At 53.0% G+C, this 24,292-nt stretch carries 37 protein-coding genes and 1 tRNA gene; 13 read left to right on the top strand and 25 right to left on the bottom strand.

Annotated elements, in window-relative coordinates:
* Window positions 1-2 precede the first annotated feature (2 nt).
* From USG84_RS14380 to nqrM, 6 genes are read left to right on the top strand one after another with little or no spacing between them, the layout of a single operon-like run.
* Window positions 3-1,238 carry an NADH:ubiquinone reductase (Na(+)-transporting) subunit B gene (locus USG84_RS14380; protein ID WP_151413060.1) on the top strand — a complete coding sequence of 412 codons (1,236 nt, stop codon included), beginning with the start codon at window positions 3-5 and terminating at the stop codon, window positions 1,236-1,238.
* On the top strand, window positions 1,231-2,025 hold the full coding sequence (locus USG84_RS14385; RefSeq protein ID WP_151413061.1) for a Na(+)-translocating NADH-quinone reductase subunit C: 795 nt from the start codon (window positions 1,231-1,233) through the stop codon (window positions 2,023-2,025). The genes USG84_RS14380 and USG84_RS14385 overlap by 8 nt, the downstream gene beginning before the upstream one ends.
* Window positions 2,018-2,656, top strand: a complete 639-nt coding sequence (locus tag USG84_RS14390; RefSeq protein ID WP_061099103.1) for an NADH:ubiquinone reductase (Na(+)-transporting) subunit D — start codon at window positions 2,018-2,020, stop codon at window positions 2,654-2,656. Before USG84_RS14385 ends, USG84_RS14390 begins: the two co-directional genes overlap by 8 nt.
* Window positions 2,657-2,662: 6 nt before the next feature.
* A complete protein-coding gene (nqrE, locus tag USG84_RS14395; protein WP_061099102.1) occupies window positions 2,663-3,259 on the top strand; it encodes an NADH:ubiquinone reductase (Na(+)-transporting) subunit E in 597 nt (198 codons plus the stop codon).
* Window positions 3,260-3,269: 10 nt separating this feature from the next.
* Window positions 3,270-4,493 (top strand): NADH:ubiquinone reductase (Na(+)-transporting) subunit F, encoded by a 1,224-nt coding sequence (nqrF, locus tag USG84_RS14400; protein WP_045630674.1) that lies wholly within the window; start codon window positions 3,270-3,272, stop codon window positions 4,491-4,493.
* A 53-nt stretch (window positions 4,494-4,546) separates the two neighbouring features.
* A complete protein-coding gene (nqrM, locus tag USG84_RS14405) occupies window positions 4,547-4,696 on the top strand; it encodes a (Na+)-NQR maturation NqrM (RefSeq protein ID WP_192845943.1) in 150 nt (49 codons plus the stop codon).
* Between the two features lie 30 nt (window positions 4,697-4,726).
* Here nqrM and USG84_RS14410 read toward each other — a convergent pair whose 3' ends face one another.
* Window positions 4,727-5,587 carry a glycerophosphodiester phosphodiesterase family protein gene (locus USG84_RS14410; protein WP_151413063.1) on the bottom strand — a complete coding sequence of 287 codons (861 nt, stop codon included), beginning with the start codon at window positions 5,585-5,587 and terminating at the stop codon, window positions 4,727-4,729.
* Between the two features lie 158 nt (window positions 5,588-5,745).
* Here USG84_RS14410 and dinB point away from each other — a divergent pair, with 158 nt between their 5' ends.
* Entirely contained in the window at window positions 5,746-6,804 is a 1,059-nt protein-coding gene (dinB, locus tag USG84_RS14415; RefSeq protein WP_061099099.1) for a DNA polymerase IV, read from the top strand.
* A gap of 61 nt (window positions 6,805-6,865) precedes the next feature.
* On the opposite strand, the gene pepD is transcribed toward dinB, so the two are convergent.
* Window positions 6,866-8,323, bottom strand: coding sequence for a cytosol nonspecific dipeptidase (gene pepD / locus USG84_RS14420; RefSeq protein WP_045630671.1), 1,458 nt, complete (start codon window positions 8,321-8,323; stop codon window positions 6,866-6,868).
* Window positions 8,324-8,583: 260 nt separating this feature from the next.
* Here pepD and gpt point away from each other — a divergent pair, with 260 nt between their 5' ends.
* From gpt to crl, 3 genes are all read left to right on the top strand, one after another.
* Window positions 8,584-9,042 (top strand): xanthine phosphoribosyltransferase, encoded by a 459-nt coding sequence (gene gpt, locus USG84_RS14425; protein WP_003863205.1) that lies wholly within the window; start codon window positions 8,584-8,586, stop codon window positions 9,040-9,042.
* Window positions 9,043-9,146: 104 nt separating this feature from the next.
* Entirely contained in the window at window positions 9,147-10,391 is a 1,245-nt protein-coding gene (gene frsA / locus USG84_RS14430; RefSeq protein ID WP_028012084.1) for an esterase FrsA, read from the top strand.
* Between the two features lie 57 nt (window positions 10,392-10,448).
* Complete coding sequence (crl, locus tag USG84_RS14435) at window positions 10,449-10,850, top strand: sigma factor-binding protein Crl (RefSeq protein WP_008500249.1); 402 nt, start codon at window positions 10,449-10,451, stop codon at window positions 10,848-10,850.
* Window positions 10,851-10,962: 112 nt separating this feature from the next.
* Here the strand turns inward: crl and phoE are convergent, their stop codons facing one another.
* Window positions 10,963-12,015 carry a phosphoporin PhoE gene (gene phoE, locus USG84_RS14440; RefSeq protein ID WP_151413064.1) on the bottom strand — a complete coding sequence of 351 codons (1,053 nt, stop codon included), beginning with the start codon at window positions 12,013-12,015 and terminating at the stop codon, window positions 10,963-10,965.
* Window positions 12,016-12,320: 305 nt separating this feature from the next.
* On the opposite strand from phoE, the gene proB reads away from it, so the two are divergent.
* From proB to USG84_RS14455, 3 genes are all read left to right on the top strand, one after another.
* A complete protein-coding gene (gene proB / locus USG84_RS14445) occupies window positions 12,321-13,424 on the top strand; it encodes a glutamate 5-kinase (protein WP_320738318.1) in 1,104 nt (367 codons plus the stop codon).
* A gap of 11 nt (window positions 13,425-13,435) precedes the next feature.
* Complete coding sequence (gene proA / locus USG84_RS14450; protein ID WP_151413065.1) at window positions 13,436-14,689, top strand: glutamate-5-semialdehyde dehydrogenase; 1,254 nt, start codon at window positions 13,436-13,438, stop codon at window positions 14,687-14,689.
* A 111-nt stretch (window positions 14,690-14,800) separates the two neighbouring features.
* Window positions 14,801-14,876, top strand: a tRNA-Thr gene (locus USG84_RS14455).
* A 14-nt stretch (window positions 14,877-14,890) separates the two neighbouring features.
* On the opposite strand, the gene USG84_RS14460 is transcribed toward USG84_RS14455, so the two are convergent.
* The 22 genes from USG84_RS14460 to USG84_RS14560 form a co-directional block, all read right to left on the bottom strand.
* Window positions 14,891-16,009, bottom strand: a complete 1,119-nt coding sequence (locus USG84_RS14460) for a site-specific integrase (protein WP_320738366.1) — start codon at window positions 16,007-16,009, stop codon at window positions 14,891-14,893.
* Window positions 15,931-16,281 (bottom strand): helix-turn-helix domain-containing protein, encoded by a 351-nt coding sequence (locus USG84_RS14465; protein ID WP_320738367.1) that lies wholly within the window; start codon window positions 16,279-16,281, stop codon window positions 15,931-15,933. The genes USG84_RS14460 and USG84_RS14465 overlap by 79 nt, the downstream gene beginning before the upstream one ends.
* A complete protein-coding gene (locus tag USG84_RS14470; RefSeq protein ID WP_151413609.1) occupies window positions 16,281-16,634 on the bottom strand; it encodes a hypothetical protein in 354 nt (117 codons plus the stop codon). The genes USG84_RS14465 and USG84_RS14470 overlap by 1 nt, the downstream gene beginning before the upstream one ends.
* 36 nt (window positions 16,635-16,670) lie before the next feature.
* Window positions 16,671-17,210, bottom strand: a complete 540-nt coding sequence (locus tag USG84_RS14475) for a hypothetical protein (protein ID WP_151413610.1) — start codon at window positions 17,208-17,210, stop codon at window positions 16,671-16,673.
* Window positions 17,211-17,218: 8 nt separating this feature from the next.
* The gene (locus USG84_RS14480; RefSeq protein WP_151413611.1) at window positions 17,219-17,419 is read right to left on the bottom strand and encodes a hypothetical protein; all 201 of its coding nucleotides are present in this window, start codon (window positions 17,417-17,419) and stop codon (window positions 17,219-17,221) included.
* A 146-nt stretch (window positions 17,420-17,565) separates the two neighbouring features.
* Complete coding sequence (locus tag USG84_RS14485; RefSeq protein ID WP_320738319.1) at window positions 17,566-18,081, bottom strand: hypothetical protein; 516 nt, start codon at window positions 18,079-18,081, stop codon at window positions 17,566-17,568.
* Window positions 18,081-18,251: a hypothetical protein gene (locus USG84_RS14490; RefSeq protein ID WP_320738320.1), complete on the bottom strand. Its 171-nt coding sequence runs from the start codon at window positions 18,249-18,251 to the stop codon at window positions 18,081-18,083. The genes USG84_RS14485 and USG84_RS14490 overlap by 1 nt, the downstream gene beginning before the upstream one ends.
* Window positions 18,248-18,841 carry a hypothetical protein gene (locus tag USG84_RS14495; protein WP_320738321.1) on the bottom strand — a complete coding sequence of 198 codons (594 nt, stop codon included), beginning with the start codon at window positions 18,839-18,841 and terminating at the stop codon, window positions 18,248-18,250. Before USG84_RS14495 ends, USG84_RS14490 begins: the two co-directional genes overlap by 4 nt.
* Window positions 18,838-19,110 carry a hypothetical protein gene (locus USG84_RS14500; protein WP_151413614.1) on the bottom strand — a complete coding sequence of 91 codons (273 nt, stop codon included), beginning with the start codon at window positions 19,108-19,110 and terminating at the stop codon, window positions 18,838-18,840. The genes USG84_RS14495 and USG84_RS14500 overlap by 4 nt, the downstream gene beginning before the upstream one ends.
* A gap of 2 nt (window positions 19,111-19,112) precedes the next feature.
* On the bottom strand, window positions 19,113-19,511 hold the full coding sequence (locus USG84_RS14505; protein WP_151413615.1) for a hypothetical protein: 399 nt from the start codon (window positions 19,509-19,511) through the stop codon (window positions 19,113-19,115).
* Window positions 19,508-19,699 (bottom strand): hypothetical protein, encoded by a 192-nt coding sequence (locus tag USG84_RS14510; RefSeq protein ID WP_151413616.1) that lies wholly within the window; start codon window positions 19,697-19,699, stop codon window positions 19,508-19,510. The genes USG84_RS14505 and USG84_RS14510 overlap by 4 nt, the downstream gene beginning before the upstream one ends.
* Window positions 19,696-20,142, bottom strand: a complete 447-nt coding sequence (locus USG84_RS14515) for a hypothetical protein (RefSeq protein ID WP_151413617.1) — start codon at window positions 20,140-20,142, stop codon at window positions 19,696-19,698. Before USG84_RS14515 ends, USG84_RS14510 begins: the two co-directional genes overlap by 4 nt.
* Window positions 20,139-20,312, bottom strand: a complete 174-nt coding sequence (locus USG84_RS14520) for a DUF2737 family protein (RefSeq protein WP_320738322.1) — start codon at window positions 20,310-20,312, stop codon at window positions 20,139-20,141. The genes USG84_RS14515 and USG84_RS14520 overlap by 4 nt, the downstream gene beginning before the upstream one ends.
* Window positions 20,309-20,599 carry a DUF5405 family protein gene (locus tag USG84_RS14525; RefSeq protein WP_151413619.1) on the bottom strand — a complete coding sequence of 97 codons (291 nt, stop codon included), beginning with the start codon at window positions 20,597-20,599 and terminating at the stop codon, window positions 20,309-20,311. Before USG84_RS14525 ends, USG84_RS14520 begins: the two co-directional genes overlap by 4 nt.
* A gap of 309 nt (window positions 20,600-20,908) precedes the next feature.
* On the bottom strand, window positions 20,909-21,391 hold the full coding sequence (locus tag USG84_RS14530) for a siphovirus Gp157 family protein (RefSeq protein ID WP_320738323.1): 483 nt from the start codon (window positions 21,389-21,391) through the stop codon (window positions 20,909-20,911).
* Window positions 21,375-22,277: a RecT family recombinase gene (locus USG84_RS14535; protein WP_320738324.1), complete on the bottom strand. Its 903-nt coding sequence runs from the start codon at window positions 22,275-22,277 to the stop codon at window positions 21,375-21,377. Before USG84_RS14535 ends, USG84_RS14530 begins: the two co-directional genes overlap by 17 nt.
* A complete protein-coding gene (locus USG84_RS14540) occupies window positions 22,274-22,582 on the bottom strand; it encodes a hypothetical protein (protein WP_151413621.1) in 309 nt (102 codons plus the stop codon). The genes USG84_RS14535 and USG84_RS14540 overlap by 4 nt, the downstream gene beginning before the upstream one ends.
* A gap of 96 nt (window positions 22,583-22,678) precedes the next feature.
* On the bottom strand, window positions 22,679-22,825 hold the full coding sequence (locus USG84_RS14545) for a host cell division inhibitory peptide Kil (protein WP_013098077.1): 147 nt from the start codon (window positions 22,823-22,825) through the stop codon (window positions 22,679-22,681).
* Complete coding sequence (locus USG84_RS24065) at window positions 22,810-22,941, bottom strand: hypothetical protein (protein ID WP_062676590.1); 132 nt, start codon at window positions 22,939-22,941, stop codon at window positions 22,810-22,812. Before USG84_RS24065 ends, USG84_RS14545 begins: the two co-directional genes overlap by 16 nt.
* Before the next feature lie 86 nt (window positions 22,942-23,027).
* On the bottom strand, window positions 23,028-23,300 hold the full coding sequence (locus USG84_RS14550; RefSeq protein WP_320738325.1) for a hypothetical protein: 273 nt from the start codon (window positions 23,298-23,300) through the stop codon (window positions 23,028-23,030).
* 342 nt (window positions 23,301-23,642) lie between these two features.
* Window positions 23,643-23,942: a hypothetical protein gene (locus tag USG84_RS14555; RefSeq protein WP_320738326.1), complete on the bottom strand. Its 300-nt coding sequence runs from the start codon at window positions 23,940-23,942 to the stop codon at window positions 23,643-23,645.
* 36 nt (window positions 23,943-23,978) lie between these two features.
* Window positions 23,979-24,290, bottom strand: a complete 312-nt coding sequence (locus USG84_RS14560) for a hypothetical protein (RefSeq protein WP_320738327.1) — start codon at window positions 24,288-24,290, stop codon at window positions 23,979-23,981.
* Window positions 24,291-24,292 lie beyond the last annotated feature (2 nt).

Genomic DNA, 24,292 nt, shown 5'->3' on the forward strand with positions numbered 1-24,292 from the left:
CCATGGGATTAAAACACCTCTTTGAAAAAATTGAGCCGCACTTTACCGAAGGGAAGCTCAAAAAGTACTACCCGCTGTATGAAGCGACGACGACTATTTTCTACACTCCGGGTCTGGTGACGAAAGGGGCAGCGCACGTTCGCGATGCCATCGATCTGAAACGCATGATGATCCTGGTGTGGTTTGCGGTCTTCCCTGCCATGTTCTGGGGCATGTACAACGTCGGTCTGCAAACCATTCCGGCGCTGCATCATATGTACGACGCTCAGCAGCTGGCGCAGGTGATTCAGTCTGACTGGCACTATCGTCTGGCGCAGTCGCTGGGCGTCAGCTTTGCGGCTGATGCAGGCTGGGTCAGCATGATGACGCTGGGGGCCGTCTTCTTCCTGCCGATCTACATGACCGTCTTTATCGTGGGCGGCTTCTGGGAAGTGCTGTTCGCCATCATCCGCAAACACGAGATCAACGAAGGCTTCTTCGTCACCTCCATTCTGTTTGCGCTGATTGTTCCGCCTACGCTGCCGCTCTGGCAGGCGGCGATGGGGATCAGCTTTGGCGTGGTGATTGCTAAAGAGATCTTCGGCGGAACCGGACGTAACTTCCTCAACCCGGCGCTGGCGGGGCGTGCGTTCCTGTTCTTTGCTTACCCGGCGCAGATTTCGGGCGACCTGGTGTGGACGGCAGCGGACGGTTTCTCCGGCGCGACGCCGCTTTCTCAGTGGGCGGCAGGCGGCGGCGAAACGCTGGTCAACAATGCTACCGGCCAGCCGGTGACCTGGTTCGACGCGTTTCTTGGCAACATCCCGGGCTCCATTGGTGAAGTGTCTACCCTGATGATTTTGATCGGTGGGGCCATCATCCTCTTTGGCCGCGTGGCGTCCTGGCGCATCGTTGCGGGCGTTATGCTCGGCATGGTGCTTACCGCCACGCTGTTCAATCTTATTGGTTCAAACACGAACCCGATGTTCTCCATGCCGTGGTACTGGCACCTGGTGCTGGGAGGCTTTGCGTTTGGCATGATGTTCATGGCCACCGATCCCGTCTCGGCCTCCTTTACCGACAGGGGGAAATGGTGTTACGGCGCGCTCATTGGCGTGATGTGTGTACTGATTCGCGTGGTCAACCCGGCCTATCCGGAAGGGATGATGTTGGCCATTCTGTTTGCCAACCTGTTTGCGCCGCTGTTCGACTACCTGGTCGTGCGCGCCAACATTAAGCGGAGGAAGGCGCGTGGCTGAGATTAAAAATAACGACAGCATCAGCAAAACGCTGCTGGTGGTTTTGGTGCTGTGTCTGGTCTGCTCCATCGTGGTTGCCGGCTCTGCCGTAGGGTTAAAACCGCTCCAGCAGGAGCAACGCGCGCTGGATAAACAGCGCAACATCCTGGCCGTAGCCGGGCTGATGCAGGAAGGCATGACGAAGGACGACGTCGCGGCCGTGTTTGCTGAGCGCATTACCGCGCGGCTGGTGGATTTAAAAACCGGCGAGCTGATGGATAAAGACCCGGCGAAATACAACCAGGCGCTGGCGCTGAAAGATCCACAGATGAGCACCGTGCTTGACGCCTCGCAGGATCCGGCAGGCATTAAGCGCCGCAGCAACATCGCGGAGATTTACCTGGTGCGTGACGAGCAAAAGCGCGTGCAGGAAGTGGTTTTGCCGATCTACGGTAACGGGCTGTGGTCAATGATGTACGCCTTTGTGGCACTGGATACCGATGGCCGCACGGTCAAAGGCATTACTTATTACGACCAGGGCGAAACGCCGGGGCTGGGTGGTGAAGTGGAAAACCCTAACTGGCGTGCGCAGTTTGTCGGTAAAAAAGTGCTCGACGAAAACGGCCAGCCCGCGCTGAAGGTGGTGAAAGGAGGCGCGCGTCCCGGAGATGAATTTGCCGTTGACGGCCTTTCCGGCGCCACGCTCACCTCTAACGGGGTACAGCACAGTTTTGATTTCTGGATGGGTGAACTGGGCTTTGGTCCCTTCCTGAAAAATGTACGTGAAGGAGCGCTGAACAATGGCTGATACGGGTGAACTGAAAGAAGTTAAAAAAGTGCTGATTGGCCCACTTTTAGCCAATAACCCGATAACCCTGCAGGTGCTGGGCGTTTGTTCAGCCCTGGCGGTGACCACCAAGCTGGAAACGGCGGTGGTGATGACGATGGCGGTAACGCTGGTGACGGCGTTTTCCAGCATGTTTATCTCCATGATCCGCCACCACATCCCTAACAGCGTGAGGATCATCGTGCAGATGGCGATCATCGCCTCGCTGGTGATCGTGGTCGATCAGCTGCTGCGCGCTTTCGCCTACGAAACCTCGAAGCAGCTTTCGGTGTTTGTCGGCCTGATTATCACCAACTGCATCGTGATGGGGCGCGCTGAAGCCTACGCCATGAAAATGCCGCCGCTGGCGAGCTTCATGGACGGTATCGGCAACGGCCTGGGCTACGGCGTGATCCTGCTGACGGTCGGTTTCCTGCGCGAGCTGATTGGCAGCGGCAAGCTGTTTGGTGTTCAGGTGCTGGATACGGTGCAGAACGGCGGCTGGTATCTGCCGAACGGCCTGTTCCTGCTGGCCCCAAGCGCGTTTTTCATTATCGGTTTGCTGATCTGGCTGATTCGTACGTTGAAGCCTGAACAGCAGGAAAAGGAGTAACCGACAATGGCTCATTACCTGAGTTTATTTGTGCGCGCGGTGTTTGTTGAAAACATGGCGCTCGCCTTCTTCCTGGGCATGTGTACGTTCCTTGCCGTTTCTAAAAAGGTCTCGACGGCATTTGGCCTGGGCGTAGCGGTTACCGTTGTGCTGGGGCTTTCGGTTCCGATTAACAACCTGGTGTTCAACTTTGTGCTGCGGGACAGCGCGCTGGTGGAGGGCGTTGATCTCAGCTTCCTTAACTTCATCACCTTCATCGGGGTGATTGCGGCGCTGGTACAAATCCTGGAGATGATCCTCGATAAGTATTTCCCGTCGCTGTACAACGCGCTGGGGATTTTCCTGCCGCTGATTGCGGTGAACTGCGCCATCTTTGGTGGCGTCTCGTTTATGGTGCAGCGTGATTACAACTTCAGTGAATCGGTGGTGTACGGCTTCGGTTCCGGTATCGGCTGGATGCTGGCGATTGTCACCATGGCGGGGATCCGTGAAAAAATGAAATATGCCAACGTGCCCGCTGGGCTGCGTGGCTTAGGGATCACCTTTATCACCACCGGCCTGATGGCGTTGGGCTTTATGTCCTTCTCCGGTGTGCAGCTATAAGGGCTAACAGATGGAAATTATTCTTGGCGTGGTGATGTTCACGCTGATAGTACTGGTGCTGTCAGGGCTGATCCTGGCGGCGCGCGCAAAGCTGGTTAATTCCGGGGATGTGATCATTGATATCAATGACGATCCGCAGAACCAGATCCGCACCCCGGCAGGGGACAAGCTGCTTAATACGCTCTCGGGCAACGGGATTTTTGTCTCGTCAGCCTGCGGTGGAGGCGGCTCATGCGGGCAGTGCCGTGTGACGGTGAAAGAGGGGGGCGGAGATATTCTGCCAACTGAACTGTCGCATATCACGAAGCGTGAAGCGAAAGAGGGTTGCCGCCTGGCGTGCCAGGTCGCGGTGCGTCAGAACATGAAGATTGAGCTGCCGGAAGAGATTTTCGGCGTGAAAAAATGGGAGTGCGAGGTTATCTCGAACGATAACAAAGCTACGTTCATTAAAGAGCTTAAGCTGCGTGTCCCTGAAGGGGAGAGCGTCCCGTTCCGTGCAGGCGGGTATATCCAGATTGATTGTCCGGCGCACACCGTGGCGTATGCGGACTTCGACGTGCCCGATGAGTACCGGGCCGACTGGGATAAATTTAATCTCTTCCGCTTTGTTTCCGAGGTAAAAGAGCCCGCGCTTCGCGCCTATTCCATGGCTAACTACCCGGAAGAGAAGGGCATTATCATGCTCAACGTGCGTATCGCCACGCCGCCGCCAAACGTGCCTGACGCGCCGCCGGGCGTGATGTCGTCGTATATCTGGTCCCTTAAGCCAGGGGACAAGGTGACGATCTCCGGTCCGTTCGGTGAGTTCTTTGCTAAAGATACCGACGCGGAAATGGTCTTTATCGGCGGCGGTGCGGGTATGGCCCCTATGCGCTCACACATCTTTGACCAGCTCAAGCGGCTCGGCAGCAAGCGTAAAATCAGCTTCTGGTACGGTGCGCGCTCGCTGCGCGAAATGTTCTACGACGATGAGTTTGAACAGCTGGCGCGTGAGAACCCTAACTTCACTTTCCACGTGGCGCTCTCCGATCCGCAACCGGAAGATAACTGGACGGGCTATACGGGGTTCATTCACAACGTGCTGTATGAAAACTACCTCAAACAGCACCCGGCACCGGAAGACTGCGAGTTCTATATGTGTGGTCCGCCAATGATGAACGCCGCCGTGATCAAGATGCTGAAAGATCTTGGCGTGGAAGATGAGAACATCCTTCTTGATGATTTCGGAGGCTGATCGTGCTGACCTTTCTGGCAACCTTTGCGGTATTTTTGCTGGTGATCTTCGGCATGTCATTAGGCTGGATCATCAAGCGTAAAAGCATTCAGGGCAGCTGTGGAGGTATCTCTTCCATCGGAATGGAAAAGGTGTGCGACTGCCCGGAACCGTGCGATGCGCGTAAAAAGCGGATGGCTCGGGACCAGCAGAGGATCATCTAGAAAAAGGCCGCTTCGTGCGGCCTTTTTCATTTATTTCCAGCTTTTGGCTTTGGCTGGTGAGTCTACAAGAACCCCTTCGGCACCCAGTGTTTTCGCCTTCTGATAATCCCCTTCAGAGTTCACGCCGATAAAAATCAGATGGGCATTGCCCTGAGAACGGAAGCAGTCAACGGCCTCTTTGTCCCACGTTAATGTTGCAGGAGAGACACCTTCGCCTAAGGTGAATTTCTCAACCACCTCTACTTTTCGATTTAACTCAAGCCCATACCAGTAATCGTCCATTTTTTGTGAAGGAGGCAGACATTCGTGGCTCAGCGAAATCGTGGCCAGACGCGTGCGAGTCTCGCTGCGTGTGACAAAGCGGGGGATTTCGGCAGGCAATGCTTCCATATAGCGATCTTCGGTTGAATAGATGCGAACCCGATTCAGGCTGTTGGTCTCTTTCAATACGCTAAGCAGCGCGTTGCTCATGGTCGCCGGATTGGCATCCGGCGATTTGATGTCAATGAAAAATCGCGTGTCTGGCCAGGCGCTCAGTACCGACTTCAGCGTCGGTATCGGGGAATTAAGCAGGTTTTCCGGCAGGCCCTTATCTTTCCACTTCACGCTGGCATCCGCCTTTGCCAGTTCTTCAGCGGTATACTGTGACACCTTTCCCTGCAGATTGGTTAACGCTTTCAGATCGGCTGGTCGATAGAGAACCGGTACGCCATCCCGACTTAGCTGCACGGTTATCCAGACGATATCTGCTTTGTTTTCAAGCGCGAGCTTAATGGCTGGCAGAGTGTTTTCAGGTGCATCCGCAGTGCCACCCCGATGAGCGATGATTTCTGGATTTGCTGATGCAGCACTCGCCAAAAACAGTAGCGAAACCGATAGAATTTTCTTCATGAATGATTACCCTCCATTAATTCCCTAAATATATGTATATAAAGGCTTTATTACGAATGTTTGTAACACATTTATATGACAGCCGTGAGTAAGGAAAATAGCTGACGCATTTTTTGCCTTTTGTTATACTGTATATAAATACATGTGTGGTATGACCGATGCGCAAAATAATCCATGTCGATATGGACTGCTTTTTTGCCGCAGTGGAGATGCGTGACAACCCGGCGCTGCGGGATATTCCCATCGCCATTGGCGGCAGCCGCGTTCAGCGCGGTGTGATCAGCACCGCCAATTATCCTGCACGCAAATTTGGCGTGCGTAGCGCCATGCCGACGGCGATGGCGCTGAAACTGTGTCCGCACCTCACTCTTTTGCCCGGGCGCTTTGACGCCTATAAAGAAGCCTCAAACCATATTCGGGAAATTTTCTCCCGCTACACCTCACTGATTGAACCGCTTTCGCTGGACGAAGCCTATCTGGACGTCACTGATAGCCTGCACTGTCATGGCTCCGCTACCCTGATGGCGCAGGAGATCCGCCAGACCATTTTCAACGAGCTGAATCTCACCGCGTCGGCAGGCGTCGCGCCGGTAAAATTTCTCGCCAAAATCGCTTCCGATTTAAATAAACCCAACGGCCAGTACGTCATCACCCCTGAAGAGGTCCCGGCGTTTTTAAAAACGCTGCCGCTTGGCAAAATTCCCGGCGTAGGCAAAGTCTCCGCCGCGAAGCTGGAAAGTATGGGGTTACGTACCTGCGAAGACGTGCAGCGAAGCGACCTGGCGATGCTGCTCAAGCGCTTTGGGAAGTTTGGCCGCGTGCTGTGGGAGCGCAGCCAGGGCATCGATGAGCGCAGCGTAAGCAGCGAACGGTTACGTAAATCGGTCGGGGTTGAGCGCACGCTGAGCGAAGACATCCATGACTGGTCGGAATGTGAAACCATTATTACGGAACAGCTCTATCCGGAGCTGGAACGACGCCTGATCAAAGTAAAGCCTGATTTACTGATTGCCCGACAGGGCATAAAACTGAAATTTAACGACTTTCAACAGACAACGCAGGAGCACGTCTGGCCGCGCCTGAATAAAGACGATCTTATCGCGACGGCGAAAAAGGCGTGGGAAGAGAGGCGGGGCGGAAGGGGAGTTCGGCTTGTGGGACTGCACGTCACATTACTGGACCCGCAGTTAGAACGTCAGTTGGTTTTGGGATTGTAATAGCCCGGTGGCACCAGGTTGTTCACCCTCTCCCTTGAGGGAGAGGGCTGGGGTGAGGGTATTACTTCGCAGGAATCGCCTTCAGCAGTTCCGTCAGCAGCGTCCAGTAATGGCCGACGCTTTCGATATGAACCTGCTCATCCGGCGAGTGTGGACCGGTAATGGTTGGCCCGATGGAAACCATGTCCATGTCCGGATACGGCTTCTTGAACAAGCCACATTCCAGACCCGCGTGGATCACCTGGATGTTCGGGGTGCTGTTGAACAGACGCTGATAGGTTTCACGCACCAGCGCCATTACCGGAGAACTTGCATCCGGCTGCCAGCCCGGGTAGCTGCCTTTTGCAGACGTTTTCGCGCCCGCCAGCGCACCCAGAGATTCCAGCATGCTTACTACATACTCTTTACCGCTGTCGATCAGGGAGCGGATCAGGCAGATAATTTCCGCGCTGTCGTCGCTCATGGTCACCACGCCCACGTTCAGAGAGGTTTCCACCACGCCTTTCGCCACGTCAGAGTTACGAATAACGCCGTTTGGCGTCGCGTTCAGCAGTTGAACGAAGCTGTCGCGAGACTGCGCGGTCAGCGCGGCTTTATCCGTAGACACAGATTCCAGCACCACGGTCAGGTTTTTCTCTTTCGCCGACAGTTCGTTTTTCAGGATATCCAGGTAGACGCTGGAGAGTTTTTTCAGCTCGTCCGCTTTCGCCGCTGGCACCGCCACGGTGGCAAAGGCTTCGCGTGGGATCGCGTTGCGCAGGGTGCCGCCGTTGAAGTCCACCAGACGCAGGTCCAGCTCGGCCGCGTGGCCCGCCAGGAAGCGCGCCAGTAGTTTGTTGGCGTTACCCAGGCCCAGATGAATATCACCGCCGGAGTGACCGCCTTTCAGCCCTTTCAGCGTCAGCTTGAAGGTCTGGAAGCCCGCAGGAATCGCTTCGCGGGACAGCGGCAGGGTGGAGATAAAATCAATCCCGCCCGCGCAGCCCATGTAGATCTCACCTTCTTCTTCGGAATCGGTGTTAATCAGGATATCTGCCTGCAGCCAGTTCGCCTGCAGACCGAACGCGCCGTCCATGCCCGCTTCTTCGGTCATGGTCAGCAGCACTTCCAGCGGGCCATGCTCAACGCTGTCGTCTGCCAGCACGGCCAGCGCAGAGGCCATACCGATGCCGTTGTCCGCGCCCAGGGTGGTGCCGCGCGCTTTTACCCAGTCGCCGTCGATGTAAGGCTGGATTGGGTCTTTAGTGAAGTCATGAACGGTGTCGTTGTTTTTCTGTGGCACCATGTCCAGGTGCGCCTGCAGCACAACCGGTTTACGGTTTTCCATGCCTGCGGTAGCCGGTTTGCGGATCAGAATGTTGCCAACCTGGTCGCGCTCAGCGTGCAGACCTTTTTCCTTCGCCCAACCCATAATATGTTCGGCAAGCTGTTCTTCATGGTAGGAAGGGTGTGGAATGGAGCAAATTTTGGCAAAAATATCCCACAGCGGCTGCGGAGATAATTGAGACAGTTCAGACACGATAAGTCTCCTTGTCGAGGCGCTGCAAACAGGGTTGCAGGCCACAGGGTTAGCAGGTTAATAGTTACCACAAGACAGGCTTGCGAGATGCAACTGAGAATACCACTTTCTCTGCTGGCTGGTAGCATAAAGCATGTAAAAACTCAGGCAGGGAGCGCTAAACACTGGTTTTTAGTGCGCCAGATCTCTATAATCTCGCGCAACCTATTTCCCCCTCGAACACTTTTTAAGCCGTATAAAAACAGGCTGGGACACTTCACATGAGCGAAAAATACGTCGTCACCTGGGACATGTTGCAGATTCACGCACGCAAACTGGCTGCGCGTCTGATGCCTTCCGAACAGTGGAAAGGCATTATTGCCGTCAGCCGTGGCGGTCTGGTACCGGGGGCGCTGCTGGCACGTGAGCTGGGTATTCGTCATGTCGATACCGTCTGCATCTCCAGCTATGACCATGACAACCAGCGTGAGCTGAAAGTGCTGAAACGCGCTGAAGGCGACGGTGAAGGCTTCATCGTTATCGACGATCTGGTGGACACCGGCGGTACTGCGGTCGCTATTCGCGAAATGTATCCAAAAGCGCACTTCGTGACGATCTTCGCTAAGCCAGCGGGTCGCCCACTGGTTGACGATTACGTCATTGATATCCCGCAGGATACCTGGATTGAACAGCCGTGGGATATGGGCGTGGTCTTCGTACCGCCTATTTCAGGCCGTTAATTTCAGTACGTAACTTTACACGCCCGGCTATGCCGGGCGTTGTTCTTTTTATCCCGCCACGCGTTACAATGGGCACTATATGACGTATCCATGGAGGCAACGCAATGACGCAGGCGAATCTCACCGAGACTCTCTTCAAACCCCGTTTCAAACACCCTGAAACGTCGACGCTGGTCCGTCGGTTTAATCCGGGTACCATGCCTGCCGTCCAGTCTGCGTTAGACGGTAAAAACGTGCCCCACTGGTATCGCATGATTAACCGCCTGATGTGGATCTGGCGCGGTATTGACCCCCGTGAGATCCTCGACGTGCAGGCGCGTATCGTGATGAGCGAGTCGGAACGTACCGACAGCGAGCTCTACGACACGGTGGTGGGCTACCGGGGCGGGAACTGGATCTACGAATGGTCTAAACAGGCGATGCTCTGGCAGCAAAAAGCCAGCCAGGAGGAGGACGCTACGCGAAGCGGCAAGCACTGGCTGCATGCGGCCAACCTCTACGCCATCGCCGCCTATCCGCATTTGAAAGGGGATGAGCTGGCCGAGCAGGCTCAGGCGCTGGCGAATCGTGCCTATGAGGAGGCGGCTCAACGCCTGCCGGGTCAGATGCGCGAGCTTGAGTTCGCCGTTCCGGGCGGTGCGCCCGTCACCGGGTTCCTGCACATGCCTGAAGGCGACGGCCCGTTCCCGACCGTGCTCATGTGCGGCGGGCTGGATTCCCTGCAAATTGACTATTACAGCCTTTATGAGCGCTACTTCGCACCAAAAGGGATCGCGATGCTGACGCTCGATATGCCTTCTATTGGGTTCTCGTCGAAGTGGAAGTTAACGCAGGATTCGAGCCTGCTGCACCAGCATGCGCTTAAAGCGCTGGAAAATGTTCCGTGGGTTGACCACACCCGCGTCGCCGCGTTTGGCTTCCGTTTTGGGGCGAACGTCGCGGTGCGTCTGGCTTACCTTGAATCTTCACGTCTGAAAGCTGTCGCCTGTCTGGGGCCGGTGGTTCATGCCCTGCTCAGCGATCCTGCCCGTCAGGGGAGCGTGCCGGAGATGTATCTGGACGTCCTTGCCAGCCGCCTTGGCATGCATGATGCCTCAGACGAAGCGCTGCGCGTCGAACTCAATCGTTACTCGTTAAAAACGCAAGGGTTGCTTGGACGCCGCTGCCCGACGCCGATGCTGTCCGGTTTCTGGAAAAACGATCCGTTCAGCCCGGAGGAAGAGTCGCGCTTAATCACTTCGTCATCTGCGGATGGCAAATTGCTTGAGGTGCCGTTCAGCCCGGTGTATCAGAATTTTGACAAAGCCTTGAAAGAGATCACGCGCTGGATCGCCCAGAGAGTGTGTTAATAGATTGCTAAATTTCGCTGGTTTGGTAAAACAGTGGCTTCACAAAAGGAGATCGCAATGACGTTACCGAGTGGACACCCGAAAAGTAGGCTGATTAAGAAATTTATGGCTCTTGGCCCGTATATTCGAGAAGAGCAGTGTGAAGAGAATCGCTTTTTTTTCGACTGCCTGGCTGTTTGCGTCAACGTGAAGCCTGCACCCGAAAAACGTGAATTCTGGGGCTGGTGGATGGAAATGGAAGCAGAGGAGAAACGTTTTACGTATAGCTACCAGTTTGGCCTGTTTAACAAAGACGGCAACTGGCAGGCCACTACCATCAAAGATCAGGAAGTGATCGATCGCCTGGAATATACCCTGAAAGAGTTCCACGACAAAGCGAGCGCGCTGCTGGCCACTCTGGACCTTAAGTTCGAGCCAGCGGATGACTTTTCCAGTGAAGCGGTGAAGCTGACCGCGTAATGGTCTTCTCCCTCTCCTGTGGGAGAGGGCCGGGGTGAGGGCAGCAGACTGCATTTATCCTGGGCAAAAAAAATCCCGGCTTATCTGCCGGGATTTTCTTATTTGGATAATCTTAGAACTGATACGTCACACCCAGCGCAACGATATCATCGCTGCTCACGCCCAGTTTATTATCGTCGTTAATCTGGTTGATTTTATAATCAACAAACGCGGACATGTTTTTGTTGAAGTAATACGTGGCGCCCACATCAATGTATTTCACGATATCTTCGTCGCCAATGCCTTCGATATCTTTACCTTTGGACTGTACATAACCCACGGATGGGCGCAGACCAAAGTCAAACTGATATTGTGCAACCACTTCGAAGTTTTGCGCTTTATTTGCAAAACCACCGGAGATAGGGGCCATATTGCGGGTTTCAGAATAAATAGTGGCCAGGTAAATATCGTTGCCGTCATATTTCAGACCGGTTGCCCAGCCCTCGGCTTTTTTACCTTCACCGCGCGCCAGTAGGTTCTGCTCGTTGGTGCGATCGGAGCTAGCATAAGCACCAATGACGGAGAAATCGCTGCCGCCAAAGTCATAGGCCAGAGACGTACCAAAGCCGTCACCGTTCTGCTTTTTCACGTCGCGGTTTTCGTTTTTGCCCTGATATTGCAGGGTCATATCAAGACCGTCTACCATGCCGAAGAAGTCGGTATTGCGGTAGGTGGCCAGTCCGGAGGCACGTTTCGTCATGAAGTTGTCGGTCTGTGCCAGGCCGTCACCGCCGAACTCAGGGAACATATCGGTGTATGCCGCGACGTCATAAAGCGCACCCAGGTTACGACCGTAATCCAGAGAGCCAAAGTCTTTCAGCTTCAGACCAGCAAATGCCAGACGTGTTTTCTGCGAGGAGTCGCTCTCCGCTTTGTTACCCGCAAATTCTGCTTCCCAACGGCCGTAGCCCGTCAGCTGATCGTTAATCTGGGTTTCGCCTTTAAAACCGAAACGAACGTAAGTCTGGTCACCATCTTTGGTGTCATCATCACTGATATAGTGCATAGCTTTCACTTTGCCGTACACGTCCAGTTTATTACCGTTTTTATTATAAACTTCTGCTGCGTGAACAGATGCGGAAGCCACCACGCCCATAACCACTAATGCCAGAGTGCTCTTTTTCATTTTCGATCCTGTCTTATAAACGCGCTTTAAAAATTCGCTGGACGATAAGCTGATGCTTAAGTCCCGTGAAAAAACAGGAAGGGTTTTATCGTTCTGGAATGAAACTTTTATGACAAACTAAGAATAATTTTAAAAAACTGTGATTTATTATTACGGTAATAAATTTGTCAAATTCTGCCGCTACGCTTCCTGATCCCGCGCAACAAAGTGCCTGGTGATGCACTAAGGCAGTTGGCAACCGGGCTGACTCCTGTTAAAACGTTCGTTCGACATTACTTTCCCTTATCGTTGAACGGCAGAGAATCATGAGTGACAGCCAGACGCTGGTGGTAAAACTCGGTACCAGTGTGTTAACAGGCGGATCGCGCCGCCTAAATCGCGCCCACATTGTTGAGCTTGTACGTCAGTGCGCTCAGCTGCATGCCGCAGGGCACCGTATTGTGATTGTGACCTCCGGGGCAATTGCCGCCGGGCGTGAACACCTGGGCTACCCCGAACTCCCCGCGACGATCGCCTCTAAACAGCTGCTGGCCGCCGTGGGACAAAGCCGACTCATTCAACTCTGGGAACAGCTGTTCTCCATCTACGGTATTCACGTTGGGCAGATGCTGCTGACGCGTGCGGATATTGAAGACCGGGAGCGCTTCCTGAACGCGCGCGATACCCTTCGCGCGCTGCTGGACAACAATATTGTTCCCGTTATTAACGAAAACGATGCCGTTGCCACCGCTGAAATCAAAGTGGGCGATAACGATAACCTTTCTGCGCTGGCCGCGATTCTGGCCGGTGCCGATAAATTGCTGCTGCTGACCGATCAGCAGGGACTCTTTACCGCCGACCCGCGCTCCAACCCGGAAGCCGAACTGATTGCCGATGTTCACGGCATCGACGATGCCCTGCGCGCCATCGCCGGTGACAGCGTTTCAGGCCTGGGGACGGGTGGCATGGGCACTAAGCTTCAGGCCGCTGACGTGGCCTGCCGTGCCGGGATCGACACCATTATCGCGGCGGGCAGCCGCCCTGGCGTGATTGGCGACGTGATGGAAGGCGTCTCCGTCGGCACCCGCTTCCACGCCCAGGAATCCCCGCTGGAAAACCGCAAGCGCTGGATCTTTGGTGCACCGCCTGCCGGTGAACTCACCGTTGATGAAGGCGCGACGGCGGCGATTCTGGAACGCGGGAGTTCATTGCTTCCTAAAGGAATTAAAAGCGTGACAGGCAACTTCTCCCGTGGTGAAGTGATCCGCATCCGTAACCTTCAAGGTCGCGACATCGCCCACGGCGTAAGCCGCTATAACAGCGATGCCCTGCGCCGCATTGCGGGCCACCACTCGCAGCAGATCGACGCCATTCTGGGCTATGAATACGGCCCGGTTGCCGTGCATCGCGATGACATGATTATTCGTTAAGGAGCCAGAACATGCTGGAACAAATGGGCGCAGCCGCGAAGGCCGCCTCTTACAAACTGGCGCTCCTTTCCAGCCGCGAGAAAAACCGCGTGCTGGAAAAAATCGCTGATTATCTGGAAGCACAGTCCCAGGAGATTTTGCTTGCCAACGAGCAGGATCTGCTGGAGGCGCGTCGAAACGGCCTGAGCGAAGCGATGCTAGACCGCCTGGCCCTGACCCCGGCACGCCTGAAGGGCATCGCCGACGATGTCCGTCAGGTTTGTAATCTGGCCGACCCGGTAGGGCAGGTGATCGACGGTGGGCTGCTCGACAGCGGTTTGCGTCTGGAGCGTCGCCGCGTGCCGCTCGGCGTCATCGGCGTGATTTACGAAGCCCGACCAAACGTGACGGTTGACGTCGCTTCCCTGTGCCTGAAAACCGGTAACGCCGCCATTCTGCGCGGCGGGAAAGAGACCTGGCGCACCAACGCCGCGACGGTGAAAGTCATCCAGCAGGCGCTGGAAGAGTGCGGCTTGCCGGCGGGTGCCGTGCAGGCGATTGAGAGTCCTGACCGTGCGCTGGTCAACGAGATGCTGCGCATGGACAGATACATCGATATGCTGATCCCACGCGGTGGCGCGGGCCTGCACAAGCTGTGCCGCGAGCAGTCGACCATTCCGGTCATCACGGGAGGCATCGGCGTATGCCATATCGTGGTCGACGACAGCGCCGAAATTGAGCCAGCGCTGAAGATTATCGTTAACGCGAAAACCCAGCGTCCAAGCACCTGTAACACCGTAGAAACGCTGCTGGTGCACCAGGGGATTGCGAGCGCCTTCCTGCCTGCTCTGAGCAAGCAGATGGCGGAGAGCGGGGTGACGCTGCACGCTGATGCCAGCGCCCTCGCGCTGCTCCAGGGTGGCCCGGCTAACGTGGTTCCCGTAAAAGCGGAGCAGTATGACGACGAGTTCCTGTCGCTGGATCTGAACGTGAAGATTGTTGCGGATCTTGACGACGCCATTGCGCACATTCGTGAACACGGCACGCAGCATTCTGACGCCATCCTGACGCGCACGCTGCGCAATGCCGATCGCTTCGTGAACGAAGTGGATTCCTCGGCGGTATATGTGAACGCCTCTACCCGCTTCACCGACGGCGCCCAGTTCGGACTTGGTGCAGAAGTGGCGGTCAGCACGCAGAAACTGCACGCGCGCGGTCCGATGGGCCTTGAAGCGCTGACCACCTACAAGTGGATCGGCTTCGGTGACGATACGATTCGTGCGTAAATAATCACGGGTGATGCAAAAATAGCCGTTTGATTCAAAAGGGCATTGACGCATCACCCGGATAGATCTAACCTTTTGCCCCGTGGTTACATTCGTAACCGGCCTCTCAGGGCCGATATAGCTCAGTTGGTAGAGCAGCGCATTCGTAATGCGAAGGTCGTAGGTTCGACTCCTATTATCGGCACCAGTCATATCAAGTAGTTACACATCATTTGTACCTTCCTTATTTTCACTTTGGGACAGATTTGAGACAGAACATCCAAAAATAGAGTCTATTTGCCGGGCATGTTCGGTCAGGTGATTAGGTGCAAGGTGAGCATATCGACGTACCATTTCTATTGACTCCCATCCACCCATTTCCTGCAAGACAGAAATAGGAACTCCAGCCTGAACAAGCCAGCTCGCCCATGTATGCCTCAGGTCATGAAAACGGAATTCCTCAATCCCCGCTCGTTTTAATGCAGCCCTCCATGCAGTGTTAGCGTCGTAGCGCATCTTCCTGACTACTGGTGATTTAGTTCCATCAGGTTTAGTGCTGCTCTCCTTATAAACGAACACCCACTTGTGGTGATTGCCGATTTGCTTTTTCAGTACTCGGCAAGCAGTATCATTCAGCGCCACGCCAATGGCCTGATTCGACTTGCTCTGCTCAGGGTGAATCCATGCAACCTTTCTCTGCATGTCTATCTGCTGCCACTCCAGATTGATGATGTTCGAACGTCTTAAGCCAGTAGAAAGCGCAAACTCTACGACTGACTTAAGCGGCTCCGGGCATTCATCAATCAACCTTCTCGCCTCGTGAGGCTCAAGCCATCTGATCCGTTTGTTCTTCGGCTGAGGAACTTTGACGATCGGGGCCTTATCCAACATCTTCCATTCACGCTCTGCCGCCCTGAGAAGCGCCTTAATGAATGAGAGGTGAGTTGCTTTTGTGGCAACCGCTGCAGGCTTTGGTTTGTATTCCGGAGAAGGTTTCCCTTTTTTTCTGCAAGCCTCATCCATAAGCTTCCAGTTTTCCTCATGCCGACGATTTGTCATCTTCTGAATGGCAGAGTAAATCTTCGTTTCTGTAATGTCCTTCAACTGCATCCCTGCAAAATGCTGTAGCCAGAATCCGATCCTGCTTTTGTCGTCGTCCAGTGACTTCTTGTGCGACTTCTCCTCCAGCCACCTGACACAAGCCTCCTCAAAGGTCATGTCAGGGGTCTCACCTAATTTACTCACCCTCCATGCTTCGGCCTTTAGTTTGTCATGAAGCTCCGTGGCCTGCCTTTTGTCCTTTGTCCCAAGAGACTGCTTAAATCTTTTGCCGTCCGGCAATGTGAAACTGGCGTACCAGGTTTCACCTCTGCGGAATAGTGACATTTCAGTTCCTCTGCTATGCCATCACCCGCGCTCACGTCGACAGTATGCAGCGGAGACTGAAGCGCCGCAATGCAGGCTTGTCGTGTAGTGAGGTATGGTGATTTAGGTTTGGAAGGGTCTTTGCGTGTTGCCTGAAGGCGGCCTGTGCGAATCCAGTTGGTAGCGGTAGGTCTGGATATCTTGAGAAATGCACAGGCCTCATCGAGTGTGAGGCTGTGTGATTCCATCATGCGTTTTCTCTTATCTCTTCTGATAATGCCTCAATGGCGCTCACCGGTACGAAATATCCTTCCCTGGATAAAGACAGCAACCGGTCTATCATTTCGTCTGGAGTGCGGTCTATGAACATTGCGCCATCATGCTTCAGACCAATTGGCTCTCGTTCTGCTGAGTTGATAAATTCATTTTGTGCTCTGACCGCATCAAAGAATTCTTTCTGTGGCACATCAAAGAAGAAGGGGATTGGCGGGACATCGCCTACAACGCGAGAGCAAGCGACGTGAGTGACATAACCCTGCTCAGATTCATAGCAATAAACATCACTGCGCCAGTTGTCGCAACTGAATCGGCAATAGCTCATTATCTATCTCCAATAAAAAACCGCCATTGCGGCGGTCTAGTCGATTACGATTTTCCCTGACTTGATAGCGTCGTAGATAAGCTCTGCTGAGTGTCCGTTACTGGCTGACTGTCGGCATAGTTCAGCAATCGCAAAAACGGCTGCCTCTTTCTTCTTAACTGCTTCTGAGCGGATAGGGCGGATTTGCGTTCCTTCATGCTTAAGCCAGCTTTCCCCTTCACCATCAAGATGAACTATGCAGAATTTCTCTCCAGCGTATTTCATTGTGCACTTAACCCATCTTCCTTCATCTGCGCCAAAGCCACCTCTTAGGTACTCGAATTCTACACCGGCTGGCGGCAATCCTCTCCCATCCCATCCGTTAGACTTGAGCTTCATTTCAAGCCTCATAGAGTCTTCATCTGAATAGAGAAGCCCATTACAAGCTTTTTCAACACTCAAGCTGGATGTAATTCTGTATGTGCGTCCTTCATGAACCAATCTGCAATGATCGTCATAAATTGGGCCTTCGAACTTCAAAATAGCTGTGCCTAATTTTTCTGCGATTATGTGGATATATTCCTTCGAACCCATCATCCATCTCCTTACGCTAATTTCTTATACACGCGAGGCTCATCAACAGTAGCCGAGCGAAGTTCGTGTTCGTGATGCACCGAGTAGTTGCCGTCATCCCAACGCACCCACACTTTCGGATGGTCGCTATCCGGCTCAATCTGGCTCTCAACCATCCCTCTGACGCCTCCAGACTTAAGCTGCACTAACGCGCCCACAGCAAATTTAGCCATAGTTGACCCTCTGACATGTGAATGAGTGAAGATATAGCGCTCATAGCCATGATTCCGACTATGAGCCAGATAATTGGATTGGCGTGCATGGTGACTCCGGATAAAGAAAAGCCCGCTGGGTGCGGGTTTGTTATGCGTCGAATGGGTTAGGCATTGGCCACCTCCGGAGGAGGGAAGCTTGGAATTCCGTCATATACCTGATCAAGATGGCCACGCACCTGCATGCGGCGAAGAGCACTGTACATGTAATCGCATTCTGCCTGCTTATTGGCGACGAATGGCTTTGATGATTTATTGCACCACATGGCATTGCCTGGCCATCCGTGAATTTTATAGACACGGCCATTTTTTACATGAAGCAAGCCCCATCCTGGAGGAAGCTCATGCACCTCAATAAAACCAGGCTCGGCCATAAAAAATCGCCAGTCTCCCATACCTTCGCTTGGCATTCTGCGAAATGGTTTCTTACGGTCAGCTAGGAAGTCAGCGCGCGAACACTTCACTTCGATCAGGCATGAGGCCAGATTTCTGAACCCCAGCGCATCAGGCTGCTCACCAGTAGACACGGCGGCAACAAATCGATCATGAAACGCAACTTTGAAGCCGTTGTTCTGAAGGAACTTACATGCCAGCACGCAGAGTTCGCTGTGAGTTAAGGCCATCACTTCACCTCTTTGCCAAGCTTAATCAATGATTCCAAAACTTTATCTGCATGCTCTCTAGCTTGCCTAAGAACCAATGGAGGGGGATTTTGTCCTGGGTTTTCAGGGTCCTTACACCCATCGATGAACTGCTGATATGCAACAGCCCACATCTTCTGGAGTTCGTTCATTCAGCCTCCTGCTGCGGTGCTGCTGCGATCATTGCCTTATACGAATCAATTATGCCAGTAGCATCAAGAGCCGCGCGCCACATCTCATCTGTAGGCTCAACTGGCATCAGAACGTAACCATCCGGAATCACCGGATAGTTACCGCTGGGCGACCCGGCAATTTTTGGCGAAGAATCCAGAGCTGGCGCGGTCTGCATGGTGGTGGGCGTCTCGGCGTTTTCGGCACCCTGAAGCATGGCGGCACGGCACTGATTGAATCCATGTGCCCATGCTGATGCAAGAGCCATATCGTCTTCGGTGATTTCCTCTGGCACATCTTCCCAACTAACTTCATCAGGCACCGAAACCGGCACTGGCGGGGCGGAGTACAACGGTTCTACTTTCTGCTCGTAGTATTTAACTGCATCGTAATCAAGCGGTTCGCTGCTAATTCCGATAAATTTGCCCTGAGCACTGGTGATTTTCCACGCCACCGGCTCCGCTTCGAGCGATGCCAGCGCGAGACGCGCCAGCTCAACTACATCATCGTGCGTATAGCATTTTTCTCCGCTTGCGATGCCAGCTACTCGTTCTTTGGTAATAGTGCTCATGGGCGAATCTCCGTCCTGCCACCAAGTAAGCGGATTGCCACTCGTTCCCGGAAGGTAAGCGGTCGATGGTGTCCGCGCGCATTAACAATTTCAGGCTTTCCATTCGGCGGATAATTAACCCTGACTGATTGACCATCCAGCGCGTGAGAAGCTTCAAGCAACGCTGACTTTAAGTGCGCAGGGCACTCTCTCTGCACCTTCTCGCCGTCAGAAATGACACCTGCAATGCCCTGAAGCATGCTCGCTAAATTACTGAGATAATTTTTCACGTTCACTCTCCTTTACCGGCTGCGGCGGCCGATTCTTCGTAGGCGCGCTTGGATGCATTCAGAATTGCCGCCAGCGGCGTGTAAGCACCTCCGGCCGTGATTGTGTTGTGAATGCCAGCCATTGCCTCACGTAGTTTTCCGTGGCTGGCTGACAGCTCAGCAATCCGCTTCTCTGCGGCTTCAGCGCGGATTCTTGCCTGTATCAGTTCGCTCTGTAATGTTTCGACGCCTTTTGCACGCTCAGTGGATAATTTGGTGATGCGCTTGTCTTTGGCTTCCAGCTCATCCAGCAGCGCCAGCACGTCGCGAGTTTCCACGAACATATTCGGGTCGAAGTTATCGACCGCTTTCGCTGCTGCCGCCTTCAGCTTTTCGTATGCGCGTTTGTCGATGTTGCTCATTGGGCGGCCTCCTTCTTAAGCTTGCGGCGGCATGCTGCACAATCATCAGGGCTTTCGAACGTATCGGGCTCTCTGTCATGGCCGAAGTACATCCAGCGACCACAGATGCTTGTGACTTCATCTTCAGAGAAGTAGTGATGCTTATTGGCGTTGATAGGTCTGGCCCATCCTGCTTTTTTAGCGCTCATGACTGCACTCCTTTGCGAATTTGGGCGGCAAAATATTCGGCTCTTTTTACGCATTCTTCATAAGCCGCTGCATCAGACATATCCTCATCAATGAGAGTAAAATCGCGCTCACCTCTACACCACTGTGCAAACATCTCCACGCCCTGCGCCCGCACTTCAGCCAGGAAAGCGTCTGTATTCTGGGTTTCGCTGTGCGTCTTCATGTAGACAGCGTTTAGGATGTCTTTGAATACGCACCCTCGACGATCATCGTTAATCCCTGCACATGCTAATTCAATTGCTCCTTGTGTATTTGAGATAGCTGACTTCATCCCCGCATTCTCCGCAGCCAGCTTCTCGTAGTCCTGATAGCTTACGTACATTCCATCAGGACTTTCTTCCAAATCATCCCATGATTCGTTGCCGCGATATTTAGTTTTCAATTCGTAACGTGTAACGCTCATTTCTTCGCCCTCTGGTTTAACCACGCTGTCAGGAATTTGTTCTCGTTCACTGGCGGAAAACTATTCCGCTTCAGCATTTCTTCGCGTGGGATATCGTTGATGGGCTTGAAGCGGTGTCCGGCTATTAATTCATTGGGCGTGATGAATGGGTCGTAGTAATTTCCGATCATTGTGCACGCTCCAGAAAGTCGTTAACGCCTTCTGCCAGCTCGATAGACAGGTCATCGATATGAGTTTTCAGTTCTTCCAGTGACTGCGCTTCTGATTCCAGAATCTCTTTGTGGCAAAGTTCTTTAACCAGTTTGTCGAATGTGCTGAAGTATCCGAGGCGGGAGACTATTTCGTTGCCAAAGTTCTTGCTCTTCTCGTCTGTTACTGTTTTCTTCTCGCTTAGAACAAGGTCAAACTTAGTTCCGGTAATTACGTATTTACTGCCAACTTCGATATTAAGTTTCATGCTGCTTTCCTCATGTTCATGTCTCGCTTGCGAAGCCTTGTAACTCTTGACCTGACAGCTGTGTAACCTCTGCCCATCATTTCGGCGATGTCCTTTTGCAGGTAGCCATCACGGTAGAGTCGAGCTAGCGTCTCTTCGTCTTGCGGGCTCCACGGGCTTTGAGTGCAGGCTGTAGATAACGAATACTTCTGAGCTAGGTAATAGAATTGGGCTAGCGTAAGTCCGAGATGGTCAGCTGCGCGGGGAGCTACCATATGGCCGCACACCGCCTTCATTTCTTCAGGAGTGATGTTTAGTTTTTGCATTGTGTTACTTGATGAGAAGGGATGGCTTACCGATTTTGAGTGTCGCACCCGGGATAGAATTTCCGGCTTTGAGTTGATGCTTGATAGCTAGCTTGTCGGCCTTAACTGTTGTTACGTATTCAACATACTCAGGAGGTAATGAGCCTTCATCTGTGATTTCAACAGACTCTACAGGAGCGCGGACCGTTACCTGATGAATGCCAGCACGAATCTTTTTCTTTCCTATCATCTCAAGAGAATTGGCGATGTAGGCCATGATGTTATCGACTTTATTATTGATAACTGCGGCGCGTTCATTGAGTGCCTTAGCCTCTTCCTTGAGGCGCTCTGCATATCCGGTTTCGTTCTTACAGATAGCCAATAACTGCTCTATCTTATCTGTAAGCTCACCCTCCATTCCTTCCAGCGTGTCGGCTATCTCGTCTGCGTCAAAGTCTGAATCCATCAGCCTGGCGTAACCGTTGGCAATCTCATACAGTTTGCTCACTGGCCGCCTCCAGCTTTGACTTGCACTCTGAGTAAATCGCCTGAACATTCTGCTGTAGCTTCATGCCGGCTGTGCGCTTGTATGCATCTGCGAAGATGCGCTTAAGGTCATCCATAGTTTCAGCCTTCGCCATATCGTCACAAAGCACCTGTACGTGCTCGATGATTTCCTGCTGGCGCTTGCGCTCATCTTCGCGAATATCTTCCTCTGTCTTATGCGGCATTACAGGCTCCTGATGCATCCCTTCATCTTCATTGAGCAGATGAATGGCGTTATCGAGACGCTGTGCTTTAGGCCAGTATTTCGAAGCTCGCTTGACGATGGTCTTACGCGCCATTTCTTCCCAGAACGTCTTCCATGGCCCAATCTTTGCCTTGCTGGTACCTTCCACCGTCTTGATTTCTGCCAGGCTCATTTCCTCCGTCAGGTAGTCACCGTCAGCGGTCTTAACAGTGCAGTAACCACCGACAACCTCGCCACGCTCACCAAACGCGTTGTATTTGTGCGTAGGAGCGCTATCAAGGCCGTTTGACTCATAGGTGTCAGCTGAGTACACCAGTTTGCACTGACCCCACTTAATGGAGCCTGTAGACTGCGCAAGGTGCAGCAATCCCATATAGCTGATATCAAGGCACACCATTCCGTCGCGGGGCACCAGATAAGCCAGCTTGCTCGCCGGGTTCAGCGTGATACCAATGGCTGCTACGTTGATAATCGCGTTCTGCGCACTGGTAGGGTTGGAAAGGGCGACTTTGGCGAGGAAGTCATTCTTCTGGAAGTACTGAATTGCGAACTGGCTTTCCTTAGCCCATGTTACTGTCTGCTCAGTTAACGCGCCGCAGAATAGCGGCTCCTGCTGCTTAACAAACTCAACGATATTACTCATGCTGCATCCTCAAACATATGCCGACGAAGGAATATGCCAATCGCATACTCAACTTCTACGCGCGGTCTGAATATGTCCCACATAACCTCACCAGCGAATTCCTGATAGTTGCAGTCGTCTTCGCCAAGCCATTCCACAGCTGCTTTCGTGTAGTCATCAGGTCTGTGTGATTCGAGCATGTTGAGCACCGGTCGCATGTTCGCGCACAGCATCTCAACCTGCTTATCAATCTTCGCGTGGTCAACATCGCTAAAGCTCGCGATGATTTGCTTAATCTCTGTTTTGTCTGTCATCGTCAGGCGCATTTGGCGTCTCCTGCTCGTCGTTAACTGGTGCGTTCACAATGTCTCTAAATAGATTTGCGAACTGCTCATCTGTCATGTCTCTGAAAGCCAGTGCACTCATGATTTGCGGTACCACGGGTGATTGATTGCAGTCTTCATGGCTTCATGAGCCTCTTGCCACATGCGACCATCACCTAGATATCGAGCGATAACCGCTTTGCTCTGCGCTGCTTTGAGCAGGCTGTGATTTATAACTGGTGACATAAACCCTCCAGGTGCTTTCTTGCAGCACGAATAAGACGGCGAACACGTTTGGATAATTCGGATTCGGTTGGGTAATAGGCGGACACGACGGCACCGCCCGCGATAGCAAATGTCATCGTGGGATTCCTTATGTTGTGTGTGATTGCATAGCGATAGAGACTCGTGAATCTCTGTTGATATGCAGATATGAAAAAGCCGCTGGTTACGCGGCCCTTAGTTTGTTGACGTAATTCATGCATGCTGTAGGGCTGCACGTTCGCCATGTGTTTTTATGCTGCATACGCTTGCTTGGCGGGTAATAAGCAACTGTCCCTTGCGGTGTGCGAAATATGAGAGTGTTTTCGCCTTCCTCAAACTCAACACCATTACGCTGAAAGAATGCCTTCATTCCTTCATGCGCTGAGTTCCGCGCAACCCTGCGGCGCTCTTTAAGTTCTGGTTTCCAGTCACGCCAGAACTCACCCATATCACCCATACTTTCCTCCAGGCAAAAGAATGCCGCCCTGACTGCTGGCGGCAAATCAGACAACAAGGGATTATTCCATCTAACAGAGCACTACCGAATCGTCTCCGATAGTACGGTGCGGTATTACACCCAATAGCTAACTCAGAGAATTAGCTATCAGCTGCTATTCGCTTGGTGGTTCAGGTATCTCTTCGTACTCAACACCCCACATGTTTGTTACCCAGGAAAGCTTTTCGTACCGCTGAAAAAATTCAGACCACATAAACTGACTTCCATGTGGGCGAGTCTCGATATCTGTTATCTCTCCCGGACGGACAAAACTTGTATTCGACTTCGTTATTTTTACCTTCATCACTCCTCCCCCAGAGCCTTGCTGATAGCTGCCCGTGACGACATCAACGGATGCTCGATATGGCAATCTTCCTCATCAACGTCGCAGATGTTAATGACGTATTCCCGAAGCTTTTGCAGTTCCTTCAGCAAATTAGGGGCTGCCGCTATCAGGTTTACGTTTGCCATCCTGTCCCCAACGTCCACATCTCCGCACCATGCGACAGATTGCAGCTTCCCGTTTTCCAGCCTTGCGTCTATAAATTTGTCACTCACCTTGTTTACGAACCACTCACCCGGCGTACCCTTAAACTCTTTCATATTCACCTCTGTGGCTTGCTGCCAAAATAAGGCCGATTATGCGGCCGGTAAAAATAGCTCCAAAACCTTTAGCGCTGCCCGAGGCCTGTCATTGCAAAGGGAACGGACTACTTCACGTAATTCACGCACTTTCATCCCTCTTCGCAGAGCCTCTGCCGACAACAGAACTTCATCTATTAGCTTATATTGTCTCAACGCCTCTTTTCTGGCCTCTTCGTTAGAGGCTTTAGCAGCATCAAAAGCAGATTTCCTTTCTTTCTTCTGTGAAGCGAGGCGCTCATCTAACTCCTTGTGAAAATTACCTCTCTTTGATAGAGGTAAATTCAACACTCCGTGGTCCAAAGCCATAC

It is taken from the genome of Enterobacter sp. 168J2 (genome assembly GCF_034107265.1).
Classification (GTDB): Bacteria; Pseudomonadota; Gammaproteobacteria; order Enterobacterales; family Enterobacteriaceae; genus Enterobacter; species Enterobacter nematophilus.

Bases quoted from the DNA above. Each gene is read 5' to 3' on its own strand.
- USG84_RS14380 (WP_151413060.1), top strand. From the start codon at position 3: ATGGGATTAAAACACCTCTTTGAAAAAATTGAGCCGCACTTTACCGAA.
- USG84_RS14390 (WP_061099103.1), top strand. From the start codon at position 2,018: ATGGCTGATACGGGTGAACTGAAAGAAGTTAAAAAAGTGCTGATTGGC.
- nqrE (WP_061099102.1), top strand. From the start codon at position 2,663: ATGGCTCATTACCTGAGTTTATTTGTGCGCGCGGTGTTTGTTGAAAAC.
- nqrF (WP_045630674.1), top strand. From the start codon at position 3,270: ATGGAAATTATTCTTGGCGTGGTGATGTTCACGCTGATAGTACTGGTG.
- nqrM (WP_192845943.1), top strand. From the start codon at position 4,547: ATGTCATTAGGCTGGATCATCAAGCGTAAAAGCATTCAGGGCAGCTGT.
- USG84_RS14410 (WP_151413063.1), bottom strand. From the start codon at position 5,587: ATGAAGAAAATTCTATCGGTTTCGCTACTGTTTTTGGCGAGTGCTGCA.
- dinB (WP_061099099.1), top strand. From the start codon at position 5,746: ATGCGCAAAATAATCCATGTCGATATGGACTGCTTTTTTGCCGCAGTG.
- gpt (WP_003863205.1), top strand. From the start codon at position 8,584: ATGAGCGAAAAATACGTCGTCACCTGGGACATGTTGCAGATTCACGCA.
- frsA (WP_028012084.1), top strand. From the start codon at position 9,147: ATGACGCAGGCGAATCTCACCGAGACTCTCTTCAAACCCCGTTTCAAA.
- crl (WP_008500249.1), top strand. From the start codon at position 10,449: ATGACGTTACCGAGTGGACACCCGAAAAGTAGGCTGATTAAGAAATTT.
- phoE (WP_151413064.1), bottom strand. From the start codon at position 12,015: ATGAAAAAGAGCACTCTGGCATTAGTGGTTATGGGCGTGGTGGCTTCC.
- proB (WP_320738318.1), top strand. From the start codon at position 12,321: ATGAGTGACAGCCAGACGCTGGTGGTAAAACTCGGTACCAGTGTGTTA.
- proA (WP_151413065.1), top strand. From the start codon at position 13,436: ATGCTGGAACAAATGGGCGCAGCCGCGAAGGCCGCCTCTTACAAACTG.
- USG84_RS14465 (WP_320738367.1), bottom strand. From the start codon at position 16,281: ATGGAATCACACAGCCTCACACTCGATGAGGCCTGTGCATTTCTCAAG.
- USG84_RS14470 (WP_151413609.1), bottom strand. From the start codon at position 16,634: ATGAGCTATTGCCGATTCAGTTGCGACAACTGGCGCAGTGATGTTTAT.
- USG84_RS14475 (WP_151413610.1), bottom strand. From the start codon at position 17,210: ATGATGGGTTCGAAGGAATATATCCACATAATCGCAGAAAAATTAGGC.
- USG84_RS14480 (WP_151413611.1), bottom strand. From the start codon at position 17,419: ATGGCTAAATTTGCTGTGGGCGCGTTAGTGCAGCTTAAGTCTGGAGGC.
- USG84_RS14485 (WP_320738319.1), bottom strand. From the start codon at position 18,081: ATGGCCTTAACTCACAGCGAACTCTGCGTGCTGGCATGTAAGTTCCTT.
- USG84_RS14490 (WP_320738320.1), bottom strand. From the start codon at position 18,251: ATGAACGAACTCCAGAAGATGTGGGCTGTTGCATATCAGCAGTTCATC.
- USG84_RS14495 (WP_320738321.1), bottom strand. From the start codon at position 18,841: ATGAGCACTATTACCAAAGAACGAGTAGCTGGCATCGCAAGCGGAGAA.
- USG84_RS14505 (WP_151413615.1), bottom strand. From the start codon at position 19,511: ATGAGCAACATCGACAAACGCGCATACGAAAAGCTGAAGGCGGCAGCA.
- USG84_RS14510 (WP_151413616.1), bottom strand. From the start codon at position 19,699: ATGAGCGCTAAAAAAGCAGGATGGGCCAGACCTATCAACGCCAATAAG.
- USG84_RS14515 (WP_151413617.1), bottom strand. From the start codon at position 20,142: ATGAGCGTTACACGTTACGAATTGAAAACTAAATATCGCGGCAACGAA.
- USG84_RS14520 (WP_320738322.1), bottom strand. From the start codon at position 20,312: ATGATCGGAAATTACTACGACCCATTCATCACGCCCAATGAATTAATA.
- USG84_RS14525 (WP_151413619.1), bottom strand. From the start codon at position 20,599: ATGAAACTTAATATCGAAGTTGGCAGTAAATACGTAATTACCGGAACT.
- USG84_RS14535 (WP_320738324.1), bottom strand. From the start codon at position 22,277: ATGAGTAATATCGTTGAGTTTGTTAAGCAGCAGGAGCCGCTATTCTGC.
- USG84_RS14540 (WP_151413621.1), bottom strand. From the start codon at position 22,582: ATGCGCCTGACGATGACAGACAAAACAGAGATTAAGCAAATCATCGCG.
- USG84_RS14545 (WP_013098077.1), bottom strand. From the start codon at position 22,825: ATGTCACCAGTTATAAATCACAGCCTGCTCAAAGCAGCGCAGAGCAAA.
- USG84_RS24065 (WP_062676590.1), bottom strand. From the start codon at position 22,941: ATGACATTTGCTATCGCGGGCGGTGCCGTCGTGTCCGCCTATTACCCA.
- USG84_RS14550 (WP_320738325.1), bottom strand. From the start codon at position 23,300: ATGGGTGATATGGGTGAGTTCTGGCGTGACTGGAAACCAGAACTTAAA.
- USG84_RS14555 (WP_320738326.1), bottom strand. From the start codon at position 23,942: ATGAAAGAGTTTAAGGGTACGCCGGGTGAGTGGTTCGTAAACAAGGTG.
- USG84_RS14560 (WP_320738327.1), bottom strand. From the start codon at position 24,290: ATGGCTTTGGACCACGGAGTGTTGAATTTACCTCTATCAAAGAGAGGT.